General features: G+C 61.9%; 23 protein-coding genes. 15 read left to right on the top strand and 8 right to left on the bottom strand.

Features of this window, described 5'->3' with window-relative positions; translation table 11 throughout:
* The first annotated feature begins 149 nt into the window (after positions 1–149).
* The 5 genes from K728_RS0110645 to K728_RS20945 all read left to right on the top strand — a co-directional run bounded on the left by K728_RS0110645 (position 150) and on the right by K728_RS20945 (position 5,541).
* Complete coding sequence (locus tag K728_RS0110645) at positions 150–734, top strand: TetR family transcriptional regulator (protein WP_024476687.1); 585 nt, start codon at positions 150–152, stop codon at positions 732–734.
* A 239-nt stretch (positions 735–973) separates the two neighbouring features.
* The gene (mobF, locus tag K728_RS0110640) at positions 974–4,417 is read left to right on the top strand and encodes a MobF family relaxase (RefSeq protein WP_200951266.1); all 3,444 of its coding nucleotides are present in this window, start codon (positions 974–976) and stop codon (positions 4,415–4,417) included.
* Positions 4,418–4,520: 103 nt separating this feature from the next.
* Complete coding sequence (locus K728_RS0110635) at positions 4,521–4,757, top strand: addiction module protein (RefSeq protein WP_024476685.1); 237 nt, start codon at positions 4,521–4,523, stop codon at positions 4,755–4,757.
* Positions 4,754–5,071 carry a type II toxin-antitoxin system RelE/ParE family toxin gene (locus K728_RS0110630; RefSeq protein ID WP_024476684.1) on the top strand — a complete coding sequence of 106 codons (318 nt, stop codon included), beginning with the start codon at positions 4,754–4,756 and terminating at the stop codon, positions 5,069–5,071. The genes K728_RS0110635 and K728_RS0110630 overlap by 4 nt, the downstream gene beginning before the upstream one ends.
* The gene (locus tag K728_RS20945) at positions 4,963–5,541 is read left to right on the top strand and encodes a relaxase domain-containing protein (protein WP_174524654.1); all 579 of its coding nucleotides are present in this window, start codon (positions 4,963–4,965) and stop codon (positions 5,539–5,541) included. The genes K728_RS0110630 and K728_RS20945 overlap by 109 nt, the downstream gene beginning before the upstream one ends.
* A gap of 154 nt (positions 5,542–5,695) precedes the next feature.
* Here the strand turns inward: K728_RS20945 and K728_RS22705 are convergent, their stop codons facing one another.
* Both K728_RS22705 and K728_RS0110620 read right to left on the bottom strand, forming a co-directional pair.
* Entirely contained in the window at positions 5,696–5,878 is a 183-nt protein-coding gene (locus tag K728_RS22705) for a hypothetical protein (protein ID WP_168212703.1), read from the bottom strand.
* Positions 5,879–5,927: 49 nt separating this feature from the next.
* Complete coding sequence (locus K728_RS0110620; RefSeq protein WP_024476682.1) at positions 5,928–6,377, bottom strand: aldo/keto reductase; 450 nt, start codon at positions 6,375–6,377, stop codon at positions 5,928–5,930.
* Here K728_RS0110620 and K728_RS19135 point away from each other — a divergent pair.
* From K728_RS19135 to K728_RS22370, 5 genes are all read left to right on the top strand, one after another.
* Positions 6,259–6,708 carry an IclR family transcriptional regulator gene (locus K728_RS19135; RefSeq protein ID WP_084423838.1) on the top strand — a complete coding sequence of 150 codons (450 nt, stop codon included), beginning with the start codon at positions 6,259–6,261 and terminating at the stop codon, positions 6,706–6,708. The genes K728_RS0110620 and K728_RS19135 overlap by 119 nt on opposite strands.
* Before the next feature lie 161 nt (positions 6,709–6,869).
* A complete protein-coding gene (locus K728_RS0110610; protein ID WP_024476681.1) occupies positions 6,870–7,592 on the top strand; it encodes an alpha/beta fold hydrolase in 723 nt (240 codons plus the stop codon).
* A gap of 16 nt (positions 7,593–7,608) precedes the next feature.
* Complete coding sequence (locus K728_RS0110605) at positions 7,609–8,523, top strand: alpha/beta fold hydrolase (protein ID WP_024476680.1); 915 nt, start codon at positions 7,609–7,611, stop codon at positions 8,521–8,523.
* Positions 8,524–8,830: 307 nt separating this feature from the next.
* On the top strand, positions 8,831–8,989 hold the full coding sequence (locus K728_RS20940) for a hypothetical protein (protein ID WP_005054937.1): 159 nt from the start codon (positions 8,831–8,833) through the stop codon (positions 8,987–8,989).
* 434 nt (positions 8,990–9,423) lie between these two features.
* On the top strand, positions 9,424–9,546 hold the full coding sequence (locus tag K728_RS22370; protein ID WP_267189609.1) for a hypothetical protein: 123 nt from the start codon (positions 9,424–9,426) through the stop codon (positions 9,544–9,546).
* 14 nt (positions 9,547–9,560) lie between these two features.
* Here the strand turns inward: K728_RS22370 and K728_RS0110590 are convergent, their stop codons facing one another.
* Positions 9,561–9,911 carry a winged helix-turn-helix transcriptional regulator gene (locus K728_RS0110590; RefSeq protein WP_024476679.1) on the bottom strand — a complete coding sequence of 117 codons (351 nt, stop codon included), beginning with the start codon at positions 9,909–9,911 and terminating at the stop codon, positions 9,561–9,563.
* Between the two features lie 71 nt (positions 9,912–9,982).
* Here K728_RS0110590 and K728_RS0110585 point away from each other — a divergent pair, with 71 nt between their 5' ends.
* Entirely contained in the window at positions 9,983–10,990 is a 1,008-nt protein-coding gene (locus K728_RS0110585; RefSeq protein WP_024476678.1) for a zinc-binding alcohol dehydrogenase family protein, read from the top strand.
* Here K728_RS0110585 and K728_RS0110580 read toward each other — a convergent pair.
* From K728_RS0110580 to K728_RS0110570, 3 genes are all read right to left on the bottom strand, one after another.
* Positions 10,907–12,676 carry an AAA family ATPase gene (locus tag K728_RS0110580; protein WP_024476677.1) on the bottom strand — a complete coding sequence of 590 codons (1,770 nt, stop codon included), beginning with the start codon at positions 12,674–12,676 and terminating at the stop codon, positions 10,907–10,909. The two genes, K728_RS0110585 and K728_RS0110580, sit on opposite strands and share 84 nt — an antisense overlap.
* 502 nt (positions 12,677–13,178) lie before the next feature.
* A complete protein-coding gene (locus K728_RS0110575) occupies positions 13,179–14,423 on the bottom strand; it encodes a type II toxin-antitoxin system HipA family toxin (RefSeq protein WP_024476676.1) in 1,245 nt (414 codons plus the stop codon).
* Positions 14,410–14,751: a helix-turn-helix transcriptional regulator gene (locus tag K728_RS0110570; RefSeq protein ID WP_024476675.1), complete on the bottom strand. Its 342-nt coding sequence runs from the start codon at positions 14,749–14,751 to the stop codon at positions 14,410–14,412. The genes K728_RS0110575 and K728_RS0110570 overlap by 14 nt, the downstream gene beginning before the upstream one ends.
* Positions 14,752–15,221: 470 nt before the next feature.
* Here K728_RS0110570 and K728_RS0110565 point away from each other — a divergent pair, with 470 nt between their 5' ends.
* On the top strand, positions 15,222–15,947 hold the full coding sequence (locus K728_RS0110565; protein WP_024476674.1) for a GAF and ANTAR domain-containing protein: 726 nt from the start codon (positions 15,222–15,224) through the stop codon (positions 15,945–15,947).
* A gap of 94 nt (positions 15,948–16,041) precedes the next feature.
* Here K728_RS0110565 and K728_RS0110560 read toward each other — a convergent pair whose 3' ends face one another.
* Positions 16,042–16,353, bottom strand: a complete 312-nt coding sequence (locus K728_RS0110560) for a hypothetical protein (protein WP_156911276.1) — start codon at positions 16,351–16,353, stop codon at positions 16,042–16,044.
* Between the two features lie 284 nt (positions 16,354–16,637).
* Positions 16,638–17,060, bottom strand: coding sequence for a MarR family winged helix-turn-helix transcriptional regulator (locus K728_RS0110555; protein ID WP_024476672.1), 423 nt, complete (start codon positions 17,058–17,060; stop codon positions 16,638–16,640).
* A gap of 540 nt (positions 17,061–17,600) precedes the next feature.
* Between K728_RS0110555 and K728_RS0110550 the strand changes: the two genes are divergently transcribed.
* The 3 genes from K728_RS0110550 to K728_RS0110540 all read left to right on the top strand — a co-directional run bounded on the left by K728_RS0110550 (position 17,601) and on the right by K728_RS0110540 (position 19,903).
* Complete coding sequence (locus tag K728_RS0110550; RefSeq protein ID WP_162148045.1) at positions 17,601–17,969, top strand: MarR family winged helix-turn-helix transcriptional regulator; 369 nt, start codon at positions 17,601–17,603, stop codon at positions 17,967–17,969.
* A 237-nt stretch (positions 17,970–18,206) separates the two neighbouring features.
* Positions 18,207–18,977 (top strand): mechanosensitive ion channel family protein, encoded by a 771-nt coding sequence (locus K728_RS0110545; protein ID WP_024476670.1) that lies wholly within the window; start codon positions 18,207–18,209, stop codon positions 18,975–18,977.
* Positions 18,978–19,039: 62 nt separating this feature from the next.
* Complete coding sequence (locus K728_RS0110540) at positions 19,040–19,903, top strand: DUF2382 domain-containing protein (protein ID WP_024476669.1); 864 nt, start codon at positions 19,040–19,042, stop codon at positions 19,901–19,903.
* The last annotated feature ends 38 nt before the right edge of the window (positions 19,904–19,941 follow it).

The raw sequence follows: 19,941 nt of genomic DNA, 5'->3' as shown, positions 1-19,941 counted from the left end.
GCCTCGCCTGCTCCCGCTATCTGTTCCGTCGAGTTCGCAGACACCACCACTCCAAATCCAACGTTTCCGTTGGATTTGACTGTAGTAGGCTAACCGCGAAGACGCAACGTGAGCGTTGGGTTTACCGCACGAGACGGGAGGTGGGAACGATGGGCTGGGATGTTGAGGGCAGGAAGCGCCGCATCCTCGACGCGGCGGTGGCCGAGTTCGCCGCGCACGGGCCGCACGGCACGACCATCGAGCGCATCGCCAAGGCCGCCGGGGTGAACAAGGAGCGCGTCTACACGCACTTCGGGGGCAAGGACAGACTTTTCGCCACCGTACTGCGCGAGGAACTGGCGAAGGTAGCCCGCGACGTGCCCGTCGAATCATTCGCAACCGAGGACGTGGGCGACTACGCCGGGCGCGTCTACGACTACCACCGCGAGCACCCCGAACTCGGCAGGCTCATGCGCTGGGAAGGGCTCGTCTTCGACACCGAAGTACCCGACGAGGCCGAGCGGCGCGAATACTACGGATACAAAGTCGCCGCCATGACCGACGGACAGGCCAAGGGCACAGTAACGAGCGACCTCGACGCCGACCACCTGATGTTCCTCGTGCTCTCACTCGCCGGATGGTGGTCAGCGGTACCGCAGGTCGCCCGCATGATCACCGGAGCCGAGAGCGACGCCGAACACGCACGCCGCCGTGCCTCCGTCGTCACCGCTGCCCGAAGACTCATCGGGCAGTAATCAGGTCACGAAGTTCGCCGAGAAGACTAGTCACTTCATCGAACCGAACTCCGAAAGTTCCCTCGAACTTTGTGACGCCAACTCTTGCCAGCGACACTCTGTGCGACGCTCTCGCGCTGACGCTCGGCTCCATCAGTCATCTGCCCCCTATCTCAGTGAGGCACGTATTTTACGGCGGGGCCGTAGTGCGCACCTCTCTCACGAGACGACTCGTGAGGGAGGCCAGAGTGAAGGGTGGAGTGAAGCTGTTCCACGGCAGCGGTGCTGCCGCGCGCGCCTATGTCGAGGCCGACCGCTCCCGCGCTGACGAGTACTACCTCGGCGCAGACCAGGCCGTGGCCGAGTACGCCGTGATCGACGCGACCGGCGAGGTCACCGCTGCTCGGTCGCTGTCGGCGGATGAGTACGAAGCCTGGGTCGATTGGGTGAACCCGGACACCGGGGAGTCGATGGGTACCCCGCGCAAGCCGGGCAAGGTGCGTCGGGGGTCGCCGTTGTTCGCGGAGATGACGATCAACGCGCCGAAGAGCCTGTCGGTCGCCGCCGCACTCCACCCGGACGTGTCCGAGGCGTTGGACGCGACGCAGCGGGATGCGGCGCGGGAGATTCAGCACTTCCTTGGTCAGCATTCGGTCACGTTGGCGGGGCCGCGCGGCGCGCAGGAGGTGCTGCCGGTCGAGCACATGCAGACCGTCGCGATCACGCACAAGACGAGTCGTGCGGGTGATCCGCACCGGCATATCCATTTCCAGATTGGCACGAGGGTGTGGGCGGGCGGGAAGTGGCGGGCGCTGACCACGGCGGCGTTGTTCCAGCAGCAGGGCGCGATCCGTGCTCTCGGTACGGCGGTGATCGCCGCGCACCCCCAGCTCGCCGCCACGCTCTCCGAGCATGGCCTGACCCTCGACCCCGTAAGCGGTGAGGTTGTGGAGTTGGAGCCGTTCAACGCCGTCATGTCGAAGCGGTCGGCGCAGATCAGACGCAACCTGGAACGCATGGAGGCCGAGTGGCAAGCGAAGCATCCCGGCGAGACGCCCGGCCCGGTGTTGACCGCTCGGATGCAGGACGCGGCGTGGGCGTTCCAGCGGCCCGGCAAGAAACCGGCGGACTTGAAGAACGAGCAGTGGTGGCAGCAGGAACTCCGAGACGCCGGCTACCACCCCGAGAGCTTGCAGCACCCCGACACCGTTGCGCCGGCATCGCTGGATGACCTCAGCGTGCAACAGGTCGCCAGTCGTGCGCTGGATCGCTGCGCGGCGGCTGCATCGACCTGGACACCGCACACCGTGCGAGAGCACGTCACCCGCATCACCACCGAGGCAGGCGTGCAAGCGACCCCGGCGGAGTTGCGCGAGTTCATCGACCTCGCCACCGGACTCGCCGCCTCGGATTGTTTCTCGGTGCTGCCGCCGGGCATGGTGCAACCCGAGCACGTCGCCCACCTCACCAGCCTTGGCGTCGTCGCCGCCGAGACCGCACTCCGCGACCAACTCACCGCCGCGACGCCGGAACGGGAGCCGAAGCACCCCGACGTGACCGACGCTGCGCAAGCCGCCGGACTCGACACCGGGCAGACCGTGGCCGCCGCTGCCGTCGCCTCGACCAACCCGCTCGTGATTGTCGAGGGCGCGGCGGGCGCAGGCAAGACCACCATGCTCGGCGTCGCCATCGAGGTTGCAGCCGAGCACGGGCGATCCTCGCGGGTGGTTGCGCCGACGTTGCGTGCGGCGCAGGTCGCCCACGAAGAACTCGGCGTGCCCGCAACCTCCGTCGCGGCGCTCGTGTATGCGCATGGGTGGCGGTGGAACGAGGACGGCGTATGGACACGCCTCGCACCCGGCGACACCGACCCTGCAACCGGGAACATCTACACCGGCCCACCAAACGACGCCGTGCTGTCGCGGGGTGAGCGGGTGATCGTGGACGAAGCGGGGATGCTCGACCAGGACACCGCCCTCGCTCTGCTGACCGTCACCGCCGAGGCAGGCGCGTCGGTCGCGTTCGTGGGCGACCGGGCGCAGCTCCCGGCGGTCGGGCGCGGCGGGGTGCTCGACATGGCCGCCCAGATTCGTGGCCGTACCTACGACATGACCGAACTCCACAGGTTCACCGATGCCGAGTATGCGGCGTTGACGTTGGTCATGCGTGACCGGGAGCACCCCGGCGACGTGTTCGACCGACTCGCCACGATGGGCCTCGTGACCTTGCATGCCGACGAGGAAGCGGCCCGCGAGCACATCACCGCCCACGCCCACGACGGCGAAGCGATCACCGTCGCCACCAACGACGAGGCCACCGAGCTGAACGAGCACATCCGCGCCGGGCGGGTCGAGCGCGGCGAGGTCGACGACACTATGACGACGACCGGCAGCGACGGGCTGAGCATCGGCGCTGGCGACCTGATCCAGACCCGGAAGAACAGCAGCGACCTCGGCGTGGCAAACCGGCAGCAATGGATCGTGCAGCATGTGACCGACGAGGGCAGCGTCTACGCCCGCGAAGTCAGCGGCGGAGGCAAGCACAGCCGCACCGTCGCCCTCCCCGCCGAGTACGTGAGCGAGTGGGCGCACCTGTCGTATGCCGCGACCGCCTACGGCGTCCAAGGCGCAACCGTCGATGCCTCCCACACGGCCTTGTCGGAGGCGACGAGCGCGGCAGGCGTCTACGTCGGCATGACGAGAGGCCGCCAACAGAACCAACTCCACGTCGTCGCCGCTGATATGGCGGATGCGCGGGCGCGGTTCGTTGAGGCGATGGAACGCGACCCGGCAGACCGTGGCCTCGACCACGCCACCGCCCAAGCCATCGACGCCGTGCAAGGCCTCGTCAGCGATGGCCCCGTGCAGCTCATCACCGAAGAACTCGCCCGCCTCACCGCCGAAGCCGAACGAGCCGAACGTGCGGCGGAACGCTGGGAGCAGACCGCTGCCAGGTTCGACGCCCAGCGCGCAACACACAAGACCGAGGACGACGAGCACGCCGACGTGCTCCGCCACGCCGAGGACGAGGCGGCGCGCATCCGTGCCGAAATCGCGGAACCGTTGACGGTGCAGGCCGAGGCAGACGGCACCACCTATCTCGATGCTGTCGAGCGCGAGGCCGCCGCAAGCAGCCGACTCGCCACCGTCGGCAGGCTCGGCAGGCGCAAGGCCCGCGCGGAGCACCGCCAGACGAGCGAGCACACCCGGACGGTTCGGGCACGGGTGCGCGAAACATGGGGCGAACCACCCCGCACCACCGACACCCTGCCCGAGTGGGCGGCACGACAGGCCGAGCGTCGCGCCGAGGCCGATCCCCGCGTGATCGACGCCGCCCAGCACGTCGAGGCCGCGCGAGCCGACCGTGACGAGTTGCGGCAGCGGCACGAGCAGGAACGCCGGGCGTTGCTGGTCAGCGAGTACGGGCCGCAGGCGGTGATGCGCCACCGGGTCGGGATGCGACTGCCGAACCCAGCACAGCAAGCAGGACAGGCGCACCAGCAAGCCACCGCGCTCCGAGCCGAGGCCGACTACCTCCGCGCGCTACCGATCCGCGACGCCGCCGCACGGATCGAAACCACCCGCGCCGAGCACGAAGCAAGGCAGCAAGCACTCGCCGAACGCGAACGGCAACTCCGCGAGCCGACCGAACGCGACCCGCGGCGCAACGACCCGCGACATGACGGGCCAGCACGCGGCCTATGAGCATCAGCAGCACGTCGCGTCGGCGTGACGTTCACAGCAGCCCCGCAACCCGAGCCACAGACGCCCAGCGCGATTGTCGGCCGTTCGACGTACACTTGAATACATGACACCCGACACCGCAACTCTGATCCGAGACGGCCTCGCGCTCGACGCCGATCAGCGCGCGGTCGTCGCTAACGCCCTGCTCGAAAGCCTCCATGATGCAGACGACGAGAGCGAGGTCGATGCAGCCTGGCGTGCCGAGGCTACCCGGCGACTGGCCGAGGTGCGTGAGGGTGCGGTCGATCTGGTGGATGCCGACGAGCACTACGAGCGTTTGCGCGCCTTGCTCACCGCATGACCTTGGCCCAGCGAGAGCACCCCGAGGCCGTCGCGGAGTTCGACGCCGCCGTGCGCTGGTACGAAGACCAGGAGCCAGGGATCGGCCTTGCGCTCATCGACCGAGCAAGGCAAGCCCGGAAAGACCTCGACCAATGGCCGAACGCCGCCCCACCATTCACGACCGCTGACGATGGCACCGTGATCCGCAGCAAGGCCGTTCGCGGATACCCGTACCGCATCGTCTACACGGTGGAGCCGGACACGATCCTGATCCTCGCCTACGCCCACGAGCGCCGCGAACCCGGCTACTGGCTCCACCGGCTGAACGACTGAACAGCACGCCGCCGGGCTCATGGCTCGGATCGGGTCTCGCGTACATTTCTGGCGCCGTCGAACCCGGTGGTGAGGTCAGCGAGGAGCAGCTCCGCCGTCTCATGGGGCACGGCCAGGACCCCAACACGAGCGAACAGTTGGGTCGTCCGTACCGCCGATTCGCAAGCACTGCCGAGCGAGTTGCCCGTCGGCTTGAGAAGCTTCCCGAGACCCTCGCTCCCGCTGATAGGGGTGCACAGGTGGCGTTGATCGAGGCGGAAGAGGCAGGGAAACCGACGGGTGTGTTCGGCGAAGTCGGTGAGGCGGGCGAGGTTCTGTCGGGTCTTGACGGCGAGGTAGCGGCCGTTGACTTTCCGGTCTTCGTTGATCTCAAGCAGGGCTTCGGCGGCATGCTGGCGGACGTAGGGGTCTTCGGCGTCGTCGGCGGCGATCTGTGGCCCAGACTTCGCGAATTCGGGCAGGGGTACTAAAGCCCACCCCCTGTTCCCGATCGGGCACACTGCAGAACTTACTCTCTCCCTCGCCGCCATCTGCAGTGCACGCGACTTCGCGATGGTTTGGACGCGGCTGTCGAGCGAGCCGAAGGTGAGGCGAGCAAGGCAGATCGCGCCTACGTTCGAGCCATCACCTTCGCCGCCGGTCAGTTGCTTCGCGCAGTCGCCGAAGTCCACCGGGCAAGCCTGGCGAGCCGTATTCGTCGGCGGTCTCGAGGCAGCGGTCGTGTGTGCAGCGCATGATGGCGGAGAGCCGGTCCTGCGTGTAGTCGAATGTCCAGGAGCCGCGCGAGGCGTTCTGCTGCGTCTCCAGAGCGCGCTGAATTTACCAGATCGGTGACGATTTTGGTGTTCTTGGTGGACTAATGACCGTTCTCGGGCAGGTCAGAGTCCCGCGCGGCGGCTTCGCCGTTGTCGAGGGACGCAAGCGTGGCCATCTGGTCGGTGCTAAGGCGGAAGTCGAAGACCGAGAGGTTCTCGACCAGGCGTTTGGGGTCTGACGATCTCGGCACCGGCACGAGGCCCTGCTGCACGTGCCAGCGGAGCACCACCTGTGCCGCCGTTCGTCCGACGTCCGCCGCGATCTGCACGATCGTCGGGTTCTCCCGCAGCTCGGGCCCGCGGCCGAGCGGGCTCCAGCTCTCGGTCACGATACCGAGCACCTCGTGCGCGCGTCGAGGAACGGTACGGGCGATGTCGGGGCTGAGCTGGATCTGGTTCACGTCGGGCACGACCCCGGTCGCGGAACCGACGACGGCGGTGCGAGTCGCTTCACGGTTGGGCAAGGAGATGCCGGCCCATTGCACCTCCACGGGAAAGGTTCTCCTGGCGCAGCTCCCGCGAGAACAATTGGACCGTCTCTACCCCGACGAGCAACTCTCACAGGTGACTCCGCAGTCGATCCGTACCAAGACCGAGCTCCTCGCACAACTGGATCTTGTCGCGAAGCAGGGCTATGCAACGAACCGGGAGGAGAGCGAGGAGGGCGTGGCCTCGGTGGCCGTGGCCGTTCCCTCGGCGAGCGGGCTGCGGTTGGCGATCAACGCATCTGCCCCGGTGTTCCGCTTGCCTCCCCGCAAGGTGAAGACCCTCGTCGCACTCCTCGATGAGGCAGCCGTACGTCTGGCCGACCTGACCTCCTGAAGGCTCGTCGTCTCTTTCCCCTGCGACCTGGTGCAGGGGTCGTTCGGCGCGTTCTGAAGAGAGCTCGAGCCATGCTGGACTGTTGGCGCCGCGCAAGCTATTGTGTCTTCTAGTTAGGAACAAGTTCTGCTCAGCAGATAAATATGCGAAGAGGATGATCAATGCAGATCGTACTGGTGCACGGCGGATGGGTAGGCGGCTGGGCGTGGGACGGCGTCGCCGACGAATTGCGCAGAATGGGGCACGAGGTGATCGCGCCGACGCTGCGCGGTCTCGAAGACGGTGACGTGGACCGCTCCGGCGTCACGATGAGCATGATGGCGCGCGATCTGATCGATCAGGTAAGAGAGCTCACCCAGCTCGACATCGTGCTCGTCGGTCATAGCGGCGGAGGTCCGCTCATCCAACTCGTCGCTGAGGCGATGCCCGAGCGCATCGGCCGGGTCGTCTTCGTCGACGCCTGGGTGCTGCGCGACGGCGAGACCATTAACGACGTGCTCCCCGATCCGTTGGTCGCAGCGATGAAGGCGCTTGCGAGTCAGTCCGACGACAACACCATCGTCATGCCGCCTGAGCTCTGGGCCGCGTCTATGCAGGACATGTCCCCGTTCGAGCAGCAGCAGCTCGCCGCGCTCGAGCCGAGGCTCGTCCCAACGCCGGCAGGCTGGTCCAATGAGCCGATCCGCCTCGACCAGTTCTGGGCGAGCAGCATCCCGTCAAGTTATGTGTTCCTCGCTCAGGACCAGGCCGTTCCCGCTGAGATCTACCAGGCCGCGGCCGGGCGGCTTGATAGTCCGCGCACGATCGAGATCGACGGAAGCCATTTGGTGATGCTCACGCATCCGGAGAGGCTCGCACGGGCCCTCGACGCCGTCATTGCCTAACAGGCCTGGGGAAGCTATGGATTCGATTTCACGCCCAGACGACGTCGCGCCGATCTCGTACACCGAACTGGCGCCGTCGGGTGCGCCTGCTCGGTGGATCGTCCTCGTGCACGGGGGTGGTGTCTCGAAGGAGTGCTATCTCGAGACGCCCGACGGCCGACAGGGCTGGGCGGCACGATTGGTATCGCTTGGCTACGGTGTGCTGGTGGTGGACTGGCTGGGGTTGTCCTATGAGGCGGCCCAACACGTCGATGATCGTGCGGCGTCTGCGCGGCTGGACTATGAGAGCGTGTGCCGAGGGATGGGCGTGTTCCTCTCTGGTCTCGGCCGGAACGTCGTGCTGGTCGTGCACTCGATGGCAGGTCCGATTGGCTTCCGCCTCCTAGAGACGCATGGCGATCTCATCGACGGGCTCGTAGCCGTCGCTCCGGGCCCGCCTGGAAATGTACAGGCGGTGCCCGAGATCGTGAGGGAGTCCGACCAGGAGGTCTCCATCCGTGGAGCGGCCATCGACTGGACCATCCCGAAGATGGGTTTCTGGGAACCCACAAGCGCCTTCGTGAACGACAAGGCCATCGGACCCAGCCGGCGGTTCCCCCGCGAGTGCATCGAGGTGTTCCGCCGCACCCTTCGGCCGATCCCGGCCCGGATGCTTTATCAGCGTCAGAACATCGGTGGGAGCCAAATGAGGATCGGGCCGACCGACGCGTTCACGAACAAGCCGATTCTCGTCTTCACGGGTGGAGCCGATACCGACCACCCCTCGCAGCTGGATCAGGACATCGTGGCCTGGCTCACCGATCAGGGCGCCGCCGTCACCTTCTGGTCGTCCGAACTGCCTGTTCTCGCTGGGAACGGCCACATGCTGATGGTCGAAGACAATAGCGACGAGCTCGCTGACGAGATCGCGCGGTGGATCACGGCGCTCTGACTCGCCACCGTATCGTCCCGGCCATTATTTCAGCCGACCCGACGTCCCCAACAGCGGAGGAGAACGCCAGTCGTTTCCTTCGTGTCACTCGAGGGAACGCTGTGCCAGCTCGTTGCCGACTACGACTTGGTCGATCGGGCCCTTGCTCGAACTCCTCATTTCATACGTCTGGCGATGGACTCAAGGGAGATGTTCGCCGACGGCCGCGTGCAACTCCAGGTCATCGGTGGACAGCTGAGGCGTCTGCCACGACGCATCGAGACGATCGGTTCGCAGCTCGAACGGAACGTTCGGGCTGAGCATAAGGATGTTCCGAGACCTCCAGGAACGCGGATGGATCGGTTCGTTGGTCGGGGAGCTGACGACCACCCTGGTTGGCGTGGCGCTTATCGTCGCTGCGGTGCTACTTTCGGTCTCGGGGGGTGGCCCCCAGCTCGCCCCGACGTCGCACTCCTACCGTTCCTAGGGGCGGGGTGGTCGGCCTCGCGGGCAGGCTCCTCGTGCTGAGGCCGCTGCGCACCTCCTTGATGCGCACCACGCTGATCGCCGGATCCTGGCAAACTATCCCGCGACGCGAATTCGCAGGGGGTGTCGGCGCGACTTTCGATCGACGTACAGTGCCGTCCGTTAACAAACGATCGGTTCGTGCGACCGAACTGTCGAACGCCTGTGCATCGCTGCGGCGAGTTCCTCATGGCGCAGTACCTGGGTTTCGCTTCCGGAAGAAGATTTCACGAACCCCAGCGACACGGTGTTGCGGTGACGTTCGACGAAAGAGAAGAAGGATGGCCCGGCGAATCCCAATCGCGCGAAGTCTCGCCTTCGAAATGACAGAAGCGCTCCTGTGCTCGCGCGTCGGTTACTTCGCACCTTCTAGGTGTGACGTTATCAATTAGGGTGATGACGACCGGTGACGGGTACCGGTACCTGCTGAACTCTGTCGTGTCCGGTGACGGCGACCGCGACGCCTCGTCTGTGTTGACGCGGTATTACGCGGAGGCCGGGACTCCTGGCTCGATGTAGCGCCGAGGGGGTCGCTACTGGTCGGTTCCGACGTTGTGTTCAACCCAGTCGCGCAGATGCTTCAACGGGGCGGCTGCGCTGTGTCCGAGGTCAGTAAGTTCGTACTCCACGCGAGCGGGAACCTCGGGGTAGACGGTGCGAGTGAGCAGGCCGTGGTCTTCGAGACGCTTGAGGGTCTGGGACAGCACCTTGGGGCTGACGCCTTCCAAGCGTCGTTTGAGTTGCCCGTTGCGTTGCGGCCCGTCTTCGAGCGCACCGATGGCCAGGGCGCTCCACTTGTTGGCGAGCAGGTCGAGCATGTCGCGGCACGGACACATGGCCGCGTACACGTCGTTCCGGTCGCACTCATCCACGGTCTGACTCATACGTTCATGGTATCCGATGGGTACTAGGTTGCCTTGACGGTAACCAGTAGGTCTGGGGAACCATAATTGGCATGACGGCTACGACTGCGATCGGATACGAGAAGAACCTCCCCGCCACCGACCCCGAGGCGCTGACCGCCCGCGAGGTCGAGGTGCCCGAACTTGGACCGCATGACTTGTTGGTCGAGGTCGAGGCGGTCTCGGTGAACCCGGTCGATGTGAAACTGCGGGAAGGCGCTCCTGCGAACGGGTTCAAGGTGCTCGGCTTCGACGCCGCCGGTACGGTGCGCGAGGTCGGCTCAGCGGTGACGCTGTTCGCTCCGGGTGACGAGGTGTACTACGCGGGCAGCATCGACCGGCCAGGTACGAACCAGCGCCTGCATGTTGTGGATGAGCGGATTACGGGGCGCAAGCCGCAGGTGCTGTCGTTTGCCGACGCTGCTGCGCTGCCGCTGACGGCGATCACCGCCTGGGAGACCCTGTTCGAGCGGCTCGCCCTTACCGAGGACTCGACCGGCACCCTGCTGGTGATCGGCGCGACCGGCGGAGTCGGATCGATCATGCTGGCACTGGCCGACGCGCTCCTGCCGAACGTCACCGTGATCGCCACCGCCTCCGACGATGAACGCTCCGCCTGGGTGCGCAACCTGGGCGCGGAGCATGTGGTGAACCACCGCGACGACCTGGCTGAGCAGGTGCTCGCCGTCGCGCAGGATGGCGTGGACTGGCTGTTCACCGCGCATTCCGCGGGGCAGATCGAAACCTATGCGCGGATCGTTCGAGCGTTCGGGCATATTGTCGCCATTGACGACGGTCCGCGCGACGTGTTCCCGCTCAAGGGCAAGAGCATCGCTTGGCACTGGGAACTGATGTTCACCCGCCCGCTCAGGCAGACCCCGGACATGATTGAACAGCACCAGCTCCTGAACACTGTCGCTGACCTTGTAGATCAGGGCCGCATCCGCACCACGGCCACAACGACACTCGCGCCGATCTCACCGACCACACTCCGCGAGGCGCACGAGTTGGTCGAGAACGGCCGCACAGTCGGCAAGGTCACCGTCCACAGATGGGAGTAGACTGAAACCGCGCGCACGCGCATGTTCACAGGCGAGTGCGTTTGCAGAACCTCGGCTAGCCGCGACTCTCTTACCTGCGTCGGTGAAGAAGTTAGGTTTGAAATCCTTGATGAACGGGTTCTTGATGCCCGCCGCCTTTACCAACGCGACGCCTTCCTCAGTCTTCTGCGCCATTAAGCACTGGTTGTACGGGATGAATCGGCTCTCTAGCGTTCGGTAGAAATCGAAGTTGTGCGTCAGAACTACCAAGCGAAAGTTGTCGACATCAGCGATGTCCTTCAGATACTGAATGATGGCGTACTTGTTCTTGTAATCGAACGAGTCCGCGATGTCATCCACGATGAAAATCGTCTTGCCAGGCTCGTTCTTCCGCCGCTCCACCTCGAACAGCACGTTGAGGATGTAGAGCGCCTTCTTCTCTCCTGTGCTGAGTACTTCTAGGAGATCGTCCCGTTCCACTTGAACGCTGTCATCACCGTCTTCGAACTCGAATCCGAGTTTCGCCACAGTGTCGAGACCGAGAACGACGTTGGTGCGGTTCTTCGCCGTCAGCGTGAAGGGAACGAAGAAGCGTCGGTTGAAGATATCAATAACTTCTTCCCACTGCCCTCGCTGCTCAACCGCCGCAGTCTGGATCTCTTTCTTACGGGCCTCGGCGCCCCGGAAACGCTCGACAGCTTCCCTATAGAGCCCCTCATTCGCTTTAAGGTATGACTTCCACACCCGTTCCTTGAATCCTTCAACATTTACGAGCTCGGGCAGGATCATCTGATTCTCGGAGATGAAGTCCCAGAAGCGGCGGACCTCGGCGTTTTTAGTGAGCTTCGTTTCAATCACGGCGAAAGTCTTGCGGAGGGCGGGATCCTCGCTGATCCGGTCTTTCTCCAGTTTGATGAGGTCGGCTAGCTCCTTTTGGCTGCCGACGGTGGCGCCATCGGCTCCGTCGTGGAGTACGACCGAGTGGTTGGCGTCGAAAAAGCCATTCGCGCCCAAGCTCTTCGCGATCGTCTCGGCGTTGTAGTAGCTGAAGGTGTCGCGGCTGAAGTAGGTGGAGACATCGAGAAGTTCGTTGAATCGCTGCACGTAGTCAGTAAGCGTCTCAGCGAAGTCCTTCCCTGAGAGGAGAGCGAGCACTTTGTCGTCAAATACGGTGTCGTATGGCAGCTCCGCGTAAGGCGCGTCCTCTTCTTGAACCTCCTCTTCCACGCGGAGCAGTGAGCGGAAGAAGCTCTGGTCGTCTCGCGTGAACGCGAGCGACACTTCCCGAGCGACGTCCTTTTTGGTGGATGATTGCGTCTTCAAAGCAGCAACGAGCTCTGTTCGCGCCTCATTGATTCCACGCTGCAGCCGCTCGTACTCATCGCGAAGGACTTTGTCTACTAGCAGTGTCGATGTCTCTTCGGTCGGCCCCATTTCCTCGTCATAGGAGACGATGACGACGACCTGATCGGGATCGACGGCGGTGCCGCTTTGGTCAGTTATTTTCCTTGAGCTTTTGCGCTCTGGGAAGAGATGATCGGAAGACTCCACGCCATGGGAGAGGTCGCCAAAGGTTCGGGCGAATGACGTCTTCATCAGACCGTTCGGCGCATAGATTGCGGCAGCATTCGCGTCTTTGAAGCTGATTTCATAATCAAGGCGATGTATTCCGTGACAGTTGGTGAGGTCAATCTTAAGCTTTTTCATTCTGCCCCGGCTCGTCCCTTGTTTGTATGAATAGCCCGGGCCTGTGTCTTAGGTGTACCCGGTGTGTGAATTGTCTTCAACTAGATCGACACCCCGAGGTGCCGGAGCGCACTATTTCTCAGGCCTACCCTCCTAAACCGCTCTCATTAGCCGGGTTCGCTAGCTTGCCATTGAGGTTGATCTTACCCATTGCAAGACTTCTACCCCGTTTGTCCCTGAAACTCCACAGGTTTCATGCAGCCCTTCCGCGACGGAAGGGTCGGTTCACCCTTCTACTTGCTTCAACAAAACGCCGATAACAGCCCATGGTGCTAGGAGCTAACGTCTTTTGAAATATGTCGCGGTTCGCGCTGTTCCGTCATTCCAATCACTACTTTTTCGGGTTGACAGTTTCCCAACTAATCGACGCTTGGCTTAGCAGCACTAATATGTCGCCCCTCACCTTCGCGAAGACACAATCCAAGGAGAAGCCAAGGGCTCCGTCCATAACCTTCGGGCGCCACTACAACGGTTCTGGTTCATAGTCAAAAAATGCTGCTCGCGGCAGCACCTGCTTCTCCCGGAGCAGCTTTTTGTCGGCAGAGCTCAATCGCGCTATTTCAGCAGCTGTGTCCCAGCTGTCGTGAATGCTCGACACAAGATGGTCGATGATGTCCCGGCCCTCTGCCAGGTTCAGCCCATAGGTCTCGGATTCACTCACTAATACTGCGAAGTTTGAGACTTTTTTGCCGCGGTCACCTCGCCCGTACGGCATCGCCTGCTCGAATGTGTCACCTGATCTTTGCCCCGGAGCAAGATCGTAGATCGGGGTTAATTCCAGATCCTTTCCGTTCCAGAACGCGGCGTGATTCCGGGCATGGTCGTCATTGTTGCTGATAGCGATATTCATCGCTATCCGCCGAAATAGCTCTGGGCCTGGTTGAGTCGCATCGTTCGCGTACATCCGAAGCACGTCGAGAATCTGTGGGTAAGACACATACCTGGCATACATCTCATCCGTCTTCGCCATCGTTAGACCTGACACCACGTGGCGCCGTCCACCGCTTCCATCTCGATCGAATCGCTTGACTAGGAGGACCTCCTTACCGAGAGATGAGATGACCTTACTCTCGGGCACGTTCAAGCCAGCCCCACGTGCGAGCTCAAGCATCGCGCCTTCGGCGTTCACCACTGAGAAGACGCGATCGTCTGAAGACGAGAATTTTGCGAGCCATTCGCTTCCATCCTCATCAGTAAGCGTTGCCTTTGGGCGTGCGCCTCCAAGACTCGTGCCATGTAGTATCGCCGCGTCCAACACTGCAGATAGCTCCCCCCCTTCATCAAGGGTGATTGCCGCTTTGTGCAACTCTTCAAGGGTTGCCGACTCATCTCGAGGTATGTAGTTCACACGACTGACTTGGAAATCTAATGCCCCGAAACGGTTCGAGCTGGAACTCAGCATGTAATCGACTTCAGTGAGAGAATTGGGAGCGGCACCCCGTCGTCTTTCAATGACACCGCGGCCCCACCTGTCCGGGCTTCCATCCCTGAGCACGCCAGCAATGTTCAACCCATCTGCTGGTTCTTGAACGCCAGGCCGCAGCGGAAGCTCTGGGGTGAACAGGCTAATGGCGTCCTTCCGGGCCCGGTACTTCAGTCCGTAGACGAATGTCACGAGCGGACCGGACTGCTCGACCCTCCCGGCCACTACCGGCTCGGTCTGGCCTGGTAGCCAAGTCCAGACGTAAAGCTCCTCAGAAATCGTCATCAGTACTTCGGTTCTTCGGTCGGCGTACACGGCTTGGAAGAAGAGCGAGCATCTCCTCGCCTCGTTGACGACGAATCGCGATTTCGGAGCGATCCTCCACTCCGAAGATGGGCACACCTACGAGGTCTGCAAGGTCCATCATCGTGCCGACGGCAGCGCCCCGCCCCCCGGCCTCAACTGAGCGCACCGTCTGTTCCGAGACGTTCGCACGCGCAGCAAGTTCCTTGGCCGTCCATTTTCGATCGATTCGCCCCTGCCGGATAAGATGCCCCCAAACTGTAAGGGCATCTTGAACATGGGGGCGCAAAGGAACCGTTCGCTTCGCCATTACAACCTCCTTAAAACACGCTTTAGAGCCTTAAGACATGTTTTATTATACCAAAACCGCCACCATCTGCCTCCGGTGCAAAAGGGAAGCAGGGTTAAATCAAGCCTGCCCCTCATCGCTAGCGCGGTAGGGACTGCTGAAGGCCTGCTTGACACTCGCCCTTGGTTCCGCGGAACGCCGATAACGTTCTAATACGTCACTCTGATCATGGAACGCCGGTCTTAGCCACCACAGCTAGCCGAGGCCGAAGTGAACCGTTCCCTGACCGTGTGAGGTCCTTGTTTTGGCGGACGCCTTCGCGGACCTCCATCGTCAGGAACACAAGGTTGGTAGGTAGGCTGTGGTCATGCGGTCCCAGACCCCGGCCGCTTACACGTTCGTCACTGCGTCTGAATCGTCCCCTCCGTACATGCCCATCACGGCGGGGACCATTGAGCCACATTTTCGGACCTGACCGAAGTTGAGACCCAATGACGGATCCTCATAGCTCTTCCCTCGGCGATTACATGCAGGACCTGGTCCTGAATACCGGCGACGTCGACGAATTCCTCAACGAACTTGTCCGGTTCTCGGTACAGGCCCTCTCGAATGATCAAGACATTCTGTGTGGGATCACCCTGTTACGTCATCGCAGGGCCGGCACCGTTGCCAGCAGCAGCGCCGAAGCGCAGAAAACCGACGAAATCCAGTACAAATATGGTGACGGGCCATGCCTCCGAGCCTCTCGTGAACAGACCGTCATCTACGTCGCCGATATGCGCACGGAAAAGCGGTGGCCCGAGTACACGCCAGTCATGGTGAAAGAAGGGATACTCTCGTCGCTGGCCATCCCGTTCGATCTTGAAGGGGAAACGAAAGCAGCGATGAACCTGTACTCGAGAGAGCCGAACTATTTCGAAGGGTCCATGCGGGACATCGTGCAGGCGCATGTTCGTCAAACCTCTAAAGCGTTTCGGTTAGCCGTCCTGGTCGCGGAACGCACCGAGCGGGCCAACGATCTAGCGCATGCTTTAGAATCCCGCACCACCATTGATCTGGCGGTGGGCATCGTCATGGGACAGAACCGGTGCACCCAAGATGAGGCGTTCGAAATCCTGAAATCCGCTTCAAGCACACGGAACATCAAATTGCGGGATCTCGCCGCGCAACTCGTTACCTCTAGCGGAGGCGAAAGCGCCCGAACCCACTTCGAATGAGCTACTCGCCGCACCCCGCACGGTTAGAATTTGGCAGGACCGGCAGCAATGGGGTCAGGTCCGTGACAATTTTTCGTGGTTCAGGCGGGTGTCATCACTGAGGGTGCTGTCCCAATCGGTGGTTGAGCTCGTCGGAGAGGATTCCGTAGTCTTCGCGTGCACCGAAGCGGGGGAAGTCTTTATTCATCTCCCGAAACATCCGGTTACACAGGCTAACCAATTCTTCGACGGCGAGTTCGGAAAGATCTGCTGGAAGCATGGGCAGCTCGTCGTCGCCCAGATCGAAAAGTGCGTAGAGGTCGCAATCTGAGAGGGCGGAAGTCTCCGGAGAGCTATTGGAAAGGCGATATTCTTCGAGAATTCGATCGGTGTCTGTGCCGAGAATGTTTGGGGATTTGAGGTCCATGAGGTGCTCCACAAGGTAAGCGTTTCCTGCAGGCTCTTTGCTAAACCGACATTTTCGAGCCTAGGGCACTCCGGCCTTTCCGTAAACCTTTAACCAGATTGACCACCATCTCGATGCTGAGAAACCCTCGGCTGATCAGCACTGCTGAAGCGCACAGCCTCACAGTAAGAAAGGGCACATGATGACGGTACACAACGCGTGGCTCATGCCCGGGACGGTCGGTGAACGGGGTTATCCTCGGGGTCTATGCCCTGGCATCTTCGAGAGCCCTCAGCACGATCCGTCTACTTCGCGATCGACGTCAGATACCGGATGATTGCCTGAAGGGGGCGGCGCAGTTCATAGCCCTGCGAGTCCGCGACGTTGGTGAGGTTCTTTTCGGTGTCCTGCGCTTCTTCCAGTACTGTCCGGCCTTTGCTGCTGATGGCTACCATCCGCACCCTTCGGTCCGGGCCGCTGCGAGTTCTGGTCAGATGATCTGACGCTTCCAAACGCTCGATAGTTCTGCCGATTGTTTGAGGTTGAACGTGCATGAGTTCCGCGAGCTCGTTCTGGGCCATCGGGCCGTGGGTGTTCAACGCCGTCAAAACGTTGATGCCAGCGGGGGTGACGCCAAGTTCCAATAGTGCCTTATTCAGTACCCGCTCGGACAGCCGAGCAGCAGTGCTCAGGAGGCGCCCGGTTGACCAATTCTCTAGATCTGACATGGGACTCCTCTCACGTGCTATCGCTATCACTCGGGAAAGACAACGGCCGGTGTTCCCCGTCCCAGTCTCAGCAGCTACTGGTAGGCAAAGCTTCTTGGATGTGGGTTCTCTTAAATCGGCTGCGTGCTGGGGCTTCACGCCCACTGCCGGGCTTCTTCACCAGTAGACGCAAAGCCTACTTACTATTTCACATCACATAAGGCGTGATGGAAAGAGGTGCGCCTTGTATCCAGTCAGGCAGGAACCTCGAAGTGGAGGTAAGGCTTTAGGAGACAGCCAGCAGTGGCTCGTGCTTTGGAGGCCCTGCGCCTGGCGTGCAAGGAGGTCACTTCCGGCGTCGACAGTGTGTTGGTCACACTCTTGTATGCCTGACTCGCGGCCTAGACTTAGTGAATGGCTCCGCCCCGCGCTTCTGCTCAAGCTGAGTGCGGGCATGCCCCAGCACCGGACCGGGCGGATGGTGTTCAGGTTTTGAATATCCTGCGCTCATACCATGCCGCCGAAAAGGCGCAGCGGGACAGAATGCAAGGTTCTATGGAGATGAATGACACTGATCTTTCAGCTCTGGCGCATCTCTTGCAGGCAGACCACGAAGACCGGGCCCTCCGGCCGATAGACCTTTCCCGGCTCTTGAACATTTCCACGGCGTCCACCACCACCTTGATCGACCGCTTGGAAAAAAGTGGTCACCTGACCAGAGGGGCGCACCCCACCGACAAACGCGCGCTGGTCCTGATCCCCACAATGGGTGAGAACACTGATGTCTACCGAACCTTCAGCGTCGTCTATCAGCGCATGCTTGCCGTTGCGCAATCCCTCACCCCCACCGAAGCCGAAACGGTCAGCAAATTTCTTGGGCAAATGACTGCGGCTATCGATACTGAAGGCGCCCCCCACTCCCCCGCCTGAACATCCCGGATACGACACGAGTAACGCCGGGATCGCTCTTGACCTAACGCAATCTGACACGATCTCATTTTCGCTAGTCTTCCTTTTAATAAGCAGGCTTTCTATTAAGTCGTTTAGCACTTACTGTTAGGGACTACAGATCCCGGGGCTAAGACCCCGTTGGACTGAAGCGCAGTGCGGATTGGCCCCTCGGGACGAAAACGCAAGGCAAGTTGATCGGACTACTAGGAGATTTTTGTGCAAGAAACACTTATGGGCGGGTTGGCCGCGGTGGTGGCGTTTGTGCCATTGCTGCTGCTCTTCCTCGTCATTCTCATTGTTGGCCTGTTAGTCGCTAAGGCGATCTCGAAAGCACTTTCGAAGGTGTTGGAAAAAGTTGGGTTCGACCGTTTGGTGGAGCGCGGCGGTGTGAAGAAGGCGTTGGATAAGTCCTCGATGGATGCCAGCGACATCATCGCGAAGATCCTGTACTACACGTTGGTGCTATTCGTGCTGCAGTTCGCCTTTGGCGTTTTCGGGCCCAACCCGGTCAGTGACCTGTTGGCCGGTATCATCGCGTTCCTGCCCAAGGTCATTATTGCCATCATCATCGTCATCATCGCCTCGGCGATCGCGGCAGCAGTCAAGGGACTAATCCAGAACACGTTAGGCGGCCTTTCCTACGGGAAGGCTCTGGCGAACATTGCCAGCATCTTCATCATCGGTATCGGCGTTATCGCCGCGCTGAACCAGGTGGACATCGCTGTCACCGTCACCACCCCGATCCTCATCGCGGTCCTCACAGCCATTGTCGGCGTGATCGTGGTTGGTGTTGGCGGCGGGCTGATCAAGCCAATGTCACAGCGCTGGGAAACCTACCTCACCAAGGCTGAAGAAGAAGCCCCCAAGATCAAGGAACAAGCCCAGAGCGCGCCATCCGTAAAGGACCAGGCCCAGCAGGCCAAAACCAAGGCACAGCAGCAGGCAGCGAAGACCGAGCCTCAGGGCCCGGGCGCGCACCGCTACTAGACTCCACCCGCACAATCGCACTGTCCAGCACATCACCGAAGTTAGATAGCAAGGAGCAGACCATGATTACGCAGGAAAACATTGACCGTCTTCTGAGCACCGGCGGAAACGTCATCGACAGCGATGGCACCAAAGTCGGTTCAGTCGGTCAAATCTACTTGGATGACCAGACCGGCAACCCCAGCTGGGTCACCGTGAAGACCGGCATGTTCGGCACCTCGGAATCCTTCGCGCCCCTGGAAGGCGCCAGCGTCGACGGTGACGACGTCCGGGTCGGGTACACCAAAGACCAGATCAAAGACGCCCCCCGGGTCGATCCCGACCGCGACCTCTCCGTCGAGGAAGAAAGCCGGCTCTATCAGCACTATGGACTGAGCAGCCCCAGCGGCACCGGAACCTACGACGAGGCCGGCACGTATGACGAGTCGGCGACGACGCGCGGCGAGCAGGGCTTCCAGCGCACCGACGAACGCAATGACAATGTCGGCGAGTCCGGTGTTGTCGGCCATGACACGTCCGGTCCGACCACTGATGACGCGATGACTCGTTCTGAGGAACGCCTACACGTTGGTACCGAAAGCCGGGAAACCGGTCGGGCCAGGTTGCGTAAGCACGTGGTGACCGAAATGGTCACCAAGACGGTGCCGGTCAGCCGTGAGGAAGTGACCATTGAGCGCGAGCCCATCACCGATGCCAACCGCGGTGACGCTACCTCGGGGCCGGACATTAGCGAAGAGGAACACGAAGTGATCCTTCACGCCGAAACCCCCGTCGTGGACAAGGAAACCGTTGCGGTAGAACGTGTCCGCATGGGCAAGGAAACCGTCACCGATCAGGAAACCGTGACGGAGGAAGTCCGCAAGGAACAAATCGACACCGACACTGACGCCGACCTCACCGACGACAGCCGCCGGGACAACCGCTAGATAATCATTGGCAACTCACCGCCCGGTCGGGTACCCCT

Origin of the sequence: Arthrobacter sp. CAL618 (genome assembly GCF_000468215.1) — a bacterium.
Classification (GTDB): Bacteria; Actinomycetota; Actinomycetes; order Actinomycetales; family Micrococcaceae; genus Arthrobacter_D.
This window is presented reverse-complemented; position numbering and strand designations above follow the sequence as displayed.

Bases quoted from the DNA above. Each gene is read 5' to 3' on its own strand.
- K728_RS0110645 (WP_024476687.1), top strand. From the start codon at position 150: ATGGGCTGGGATGTTGAGGGCAGGAAGCGCCGCATCCTCGACGCGGCG.
- K728_RS0110635 (WP_024476685.1), top strand. From the start codon at position 4,521: ATGACACCCGACACCGCAACTCTGATCCGAGACGGCCTCGCGCTCGAC.
- K728_RS0110630 (WP_024476684.1), top strand. From the start codon at position 4,754: ATGACCTTGGCCCAGCGAGAGCACCCCGAGGCCGTCGCGGAGTTCGAC.
- K728_RS19135 (WP_084423838.1), top strand. From the start codon at position 6,259: ATGTCGGGGCTGAGCTGGATCTGGTTCACGTCGGGCACGACCCCGGTC.
- K728_RS0110610 (WP_024476681.1), top strand. From the start codon at position 6,870: ATGCAGATCGTACTGGTGCACGGCGGATGGGTAGGCGGCTGGGCGTGG.
- K728_RS0110605 (WP_024476680.1), top strand. From the start codon at position 7,609: ATGGATTCGATTTCACGCCCAGACGACGTCGCGCCGATCTCGTACACC.
- K728_RS20940 (WP_005054937.1), top strand. From the start codon at position 8,831: ATGTTCCGAGACCTCCAGGAACGCGGATGGATCGGTTCGTTGGTCGGG.
- K728_RS22370 (WP_267189609.1), top strand. From the start codon at position 9,424: ATGACGACCGGTGACGGGTACCGGTACCTGCTGAACTCTGTCGTGTCC.
- K728_RS0110590 (WP_024476679.1), bottom strand. From the start codon at position 9,911: ATGAGTCAGACCGTGGATGAGTGCGACCGGAACGACGTGTACGCGGCC.
- K728_RS0110585 (WP_024476678.1), top strand. From the start codon at position 9,983: ATGACGGCTACGACTGCGATCGGATACGAGAAGAACCTCCCCGCCACC.
- K728_RS0110580 (WP_024476677.1), bottom strand. From the start codon at position 12,676: ATGAAAAAGCTTAAGATTGACCTCACCAACTGTCACGGAATACATCGC.
- K728_RS0110575 (WP_024476676.1), bottom strand. From the start codon at position 14,423: ATGACGATTTCTGAGGAGCTTTACGTCTGGACTTGGCTACCAGGCCAG.
- K728_RS0110570 (WP_024476675.1), bottom strand. From the start codon at position 14,751: ATGGCGAAGCGAACGGTTCCTTTGCGCCCCCATGTTCAAGATGCCCTT.
- K728_RS0110565 (WP_024476674.1), top strand. From the start codon at position 15,222: ATGACGGATCCTCATAGCTCTTCCCTCGGCGATTACATGCAGGACCTG.
- K728_RS0110560 (WP_156911276.1), bottom strand. From the start codon at position 16,353: ATGGACCTCAAATCCCCAAACATTCTCGGCACAGACACCGATCGAATT.
- K728_RS0110555 (WP_024476672.1), bottom strand. From the start codon at position 17,060: ATGTCAGATCTAGAGAATTGGTCAACCGGGCGCCTCCTGAGCACTGCT.
- K728_RS0110550 (WP_162148045.1), top strand. From the start codon at position 17,601: ATGAATGACACTGATCTTTCAGCTCTGGCGCATCTCTTGCAGGCAGAC.
- K728_RS0110540 (WP_024476669.1), top strand. From the start codon at position 19,040: ATGATTACGCAGGAAAACATTGACCGTCTTCTGAGCACCGGCGGAAAC.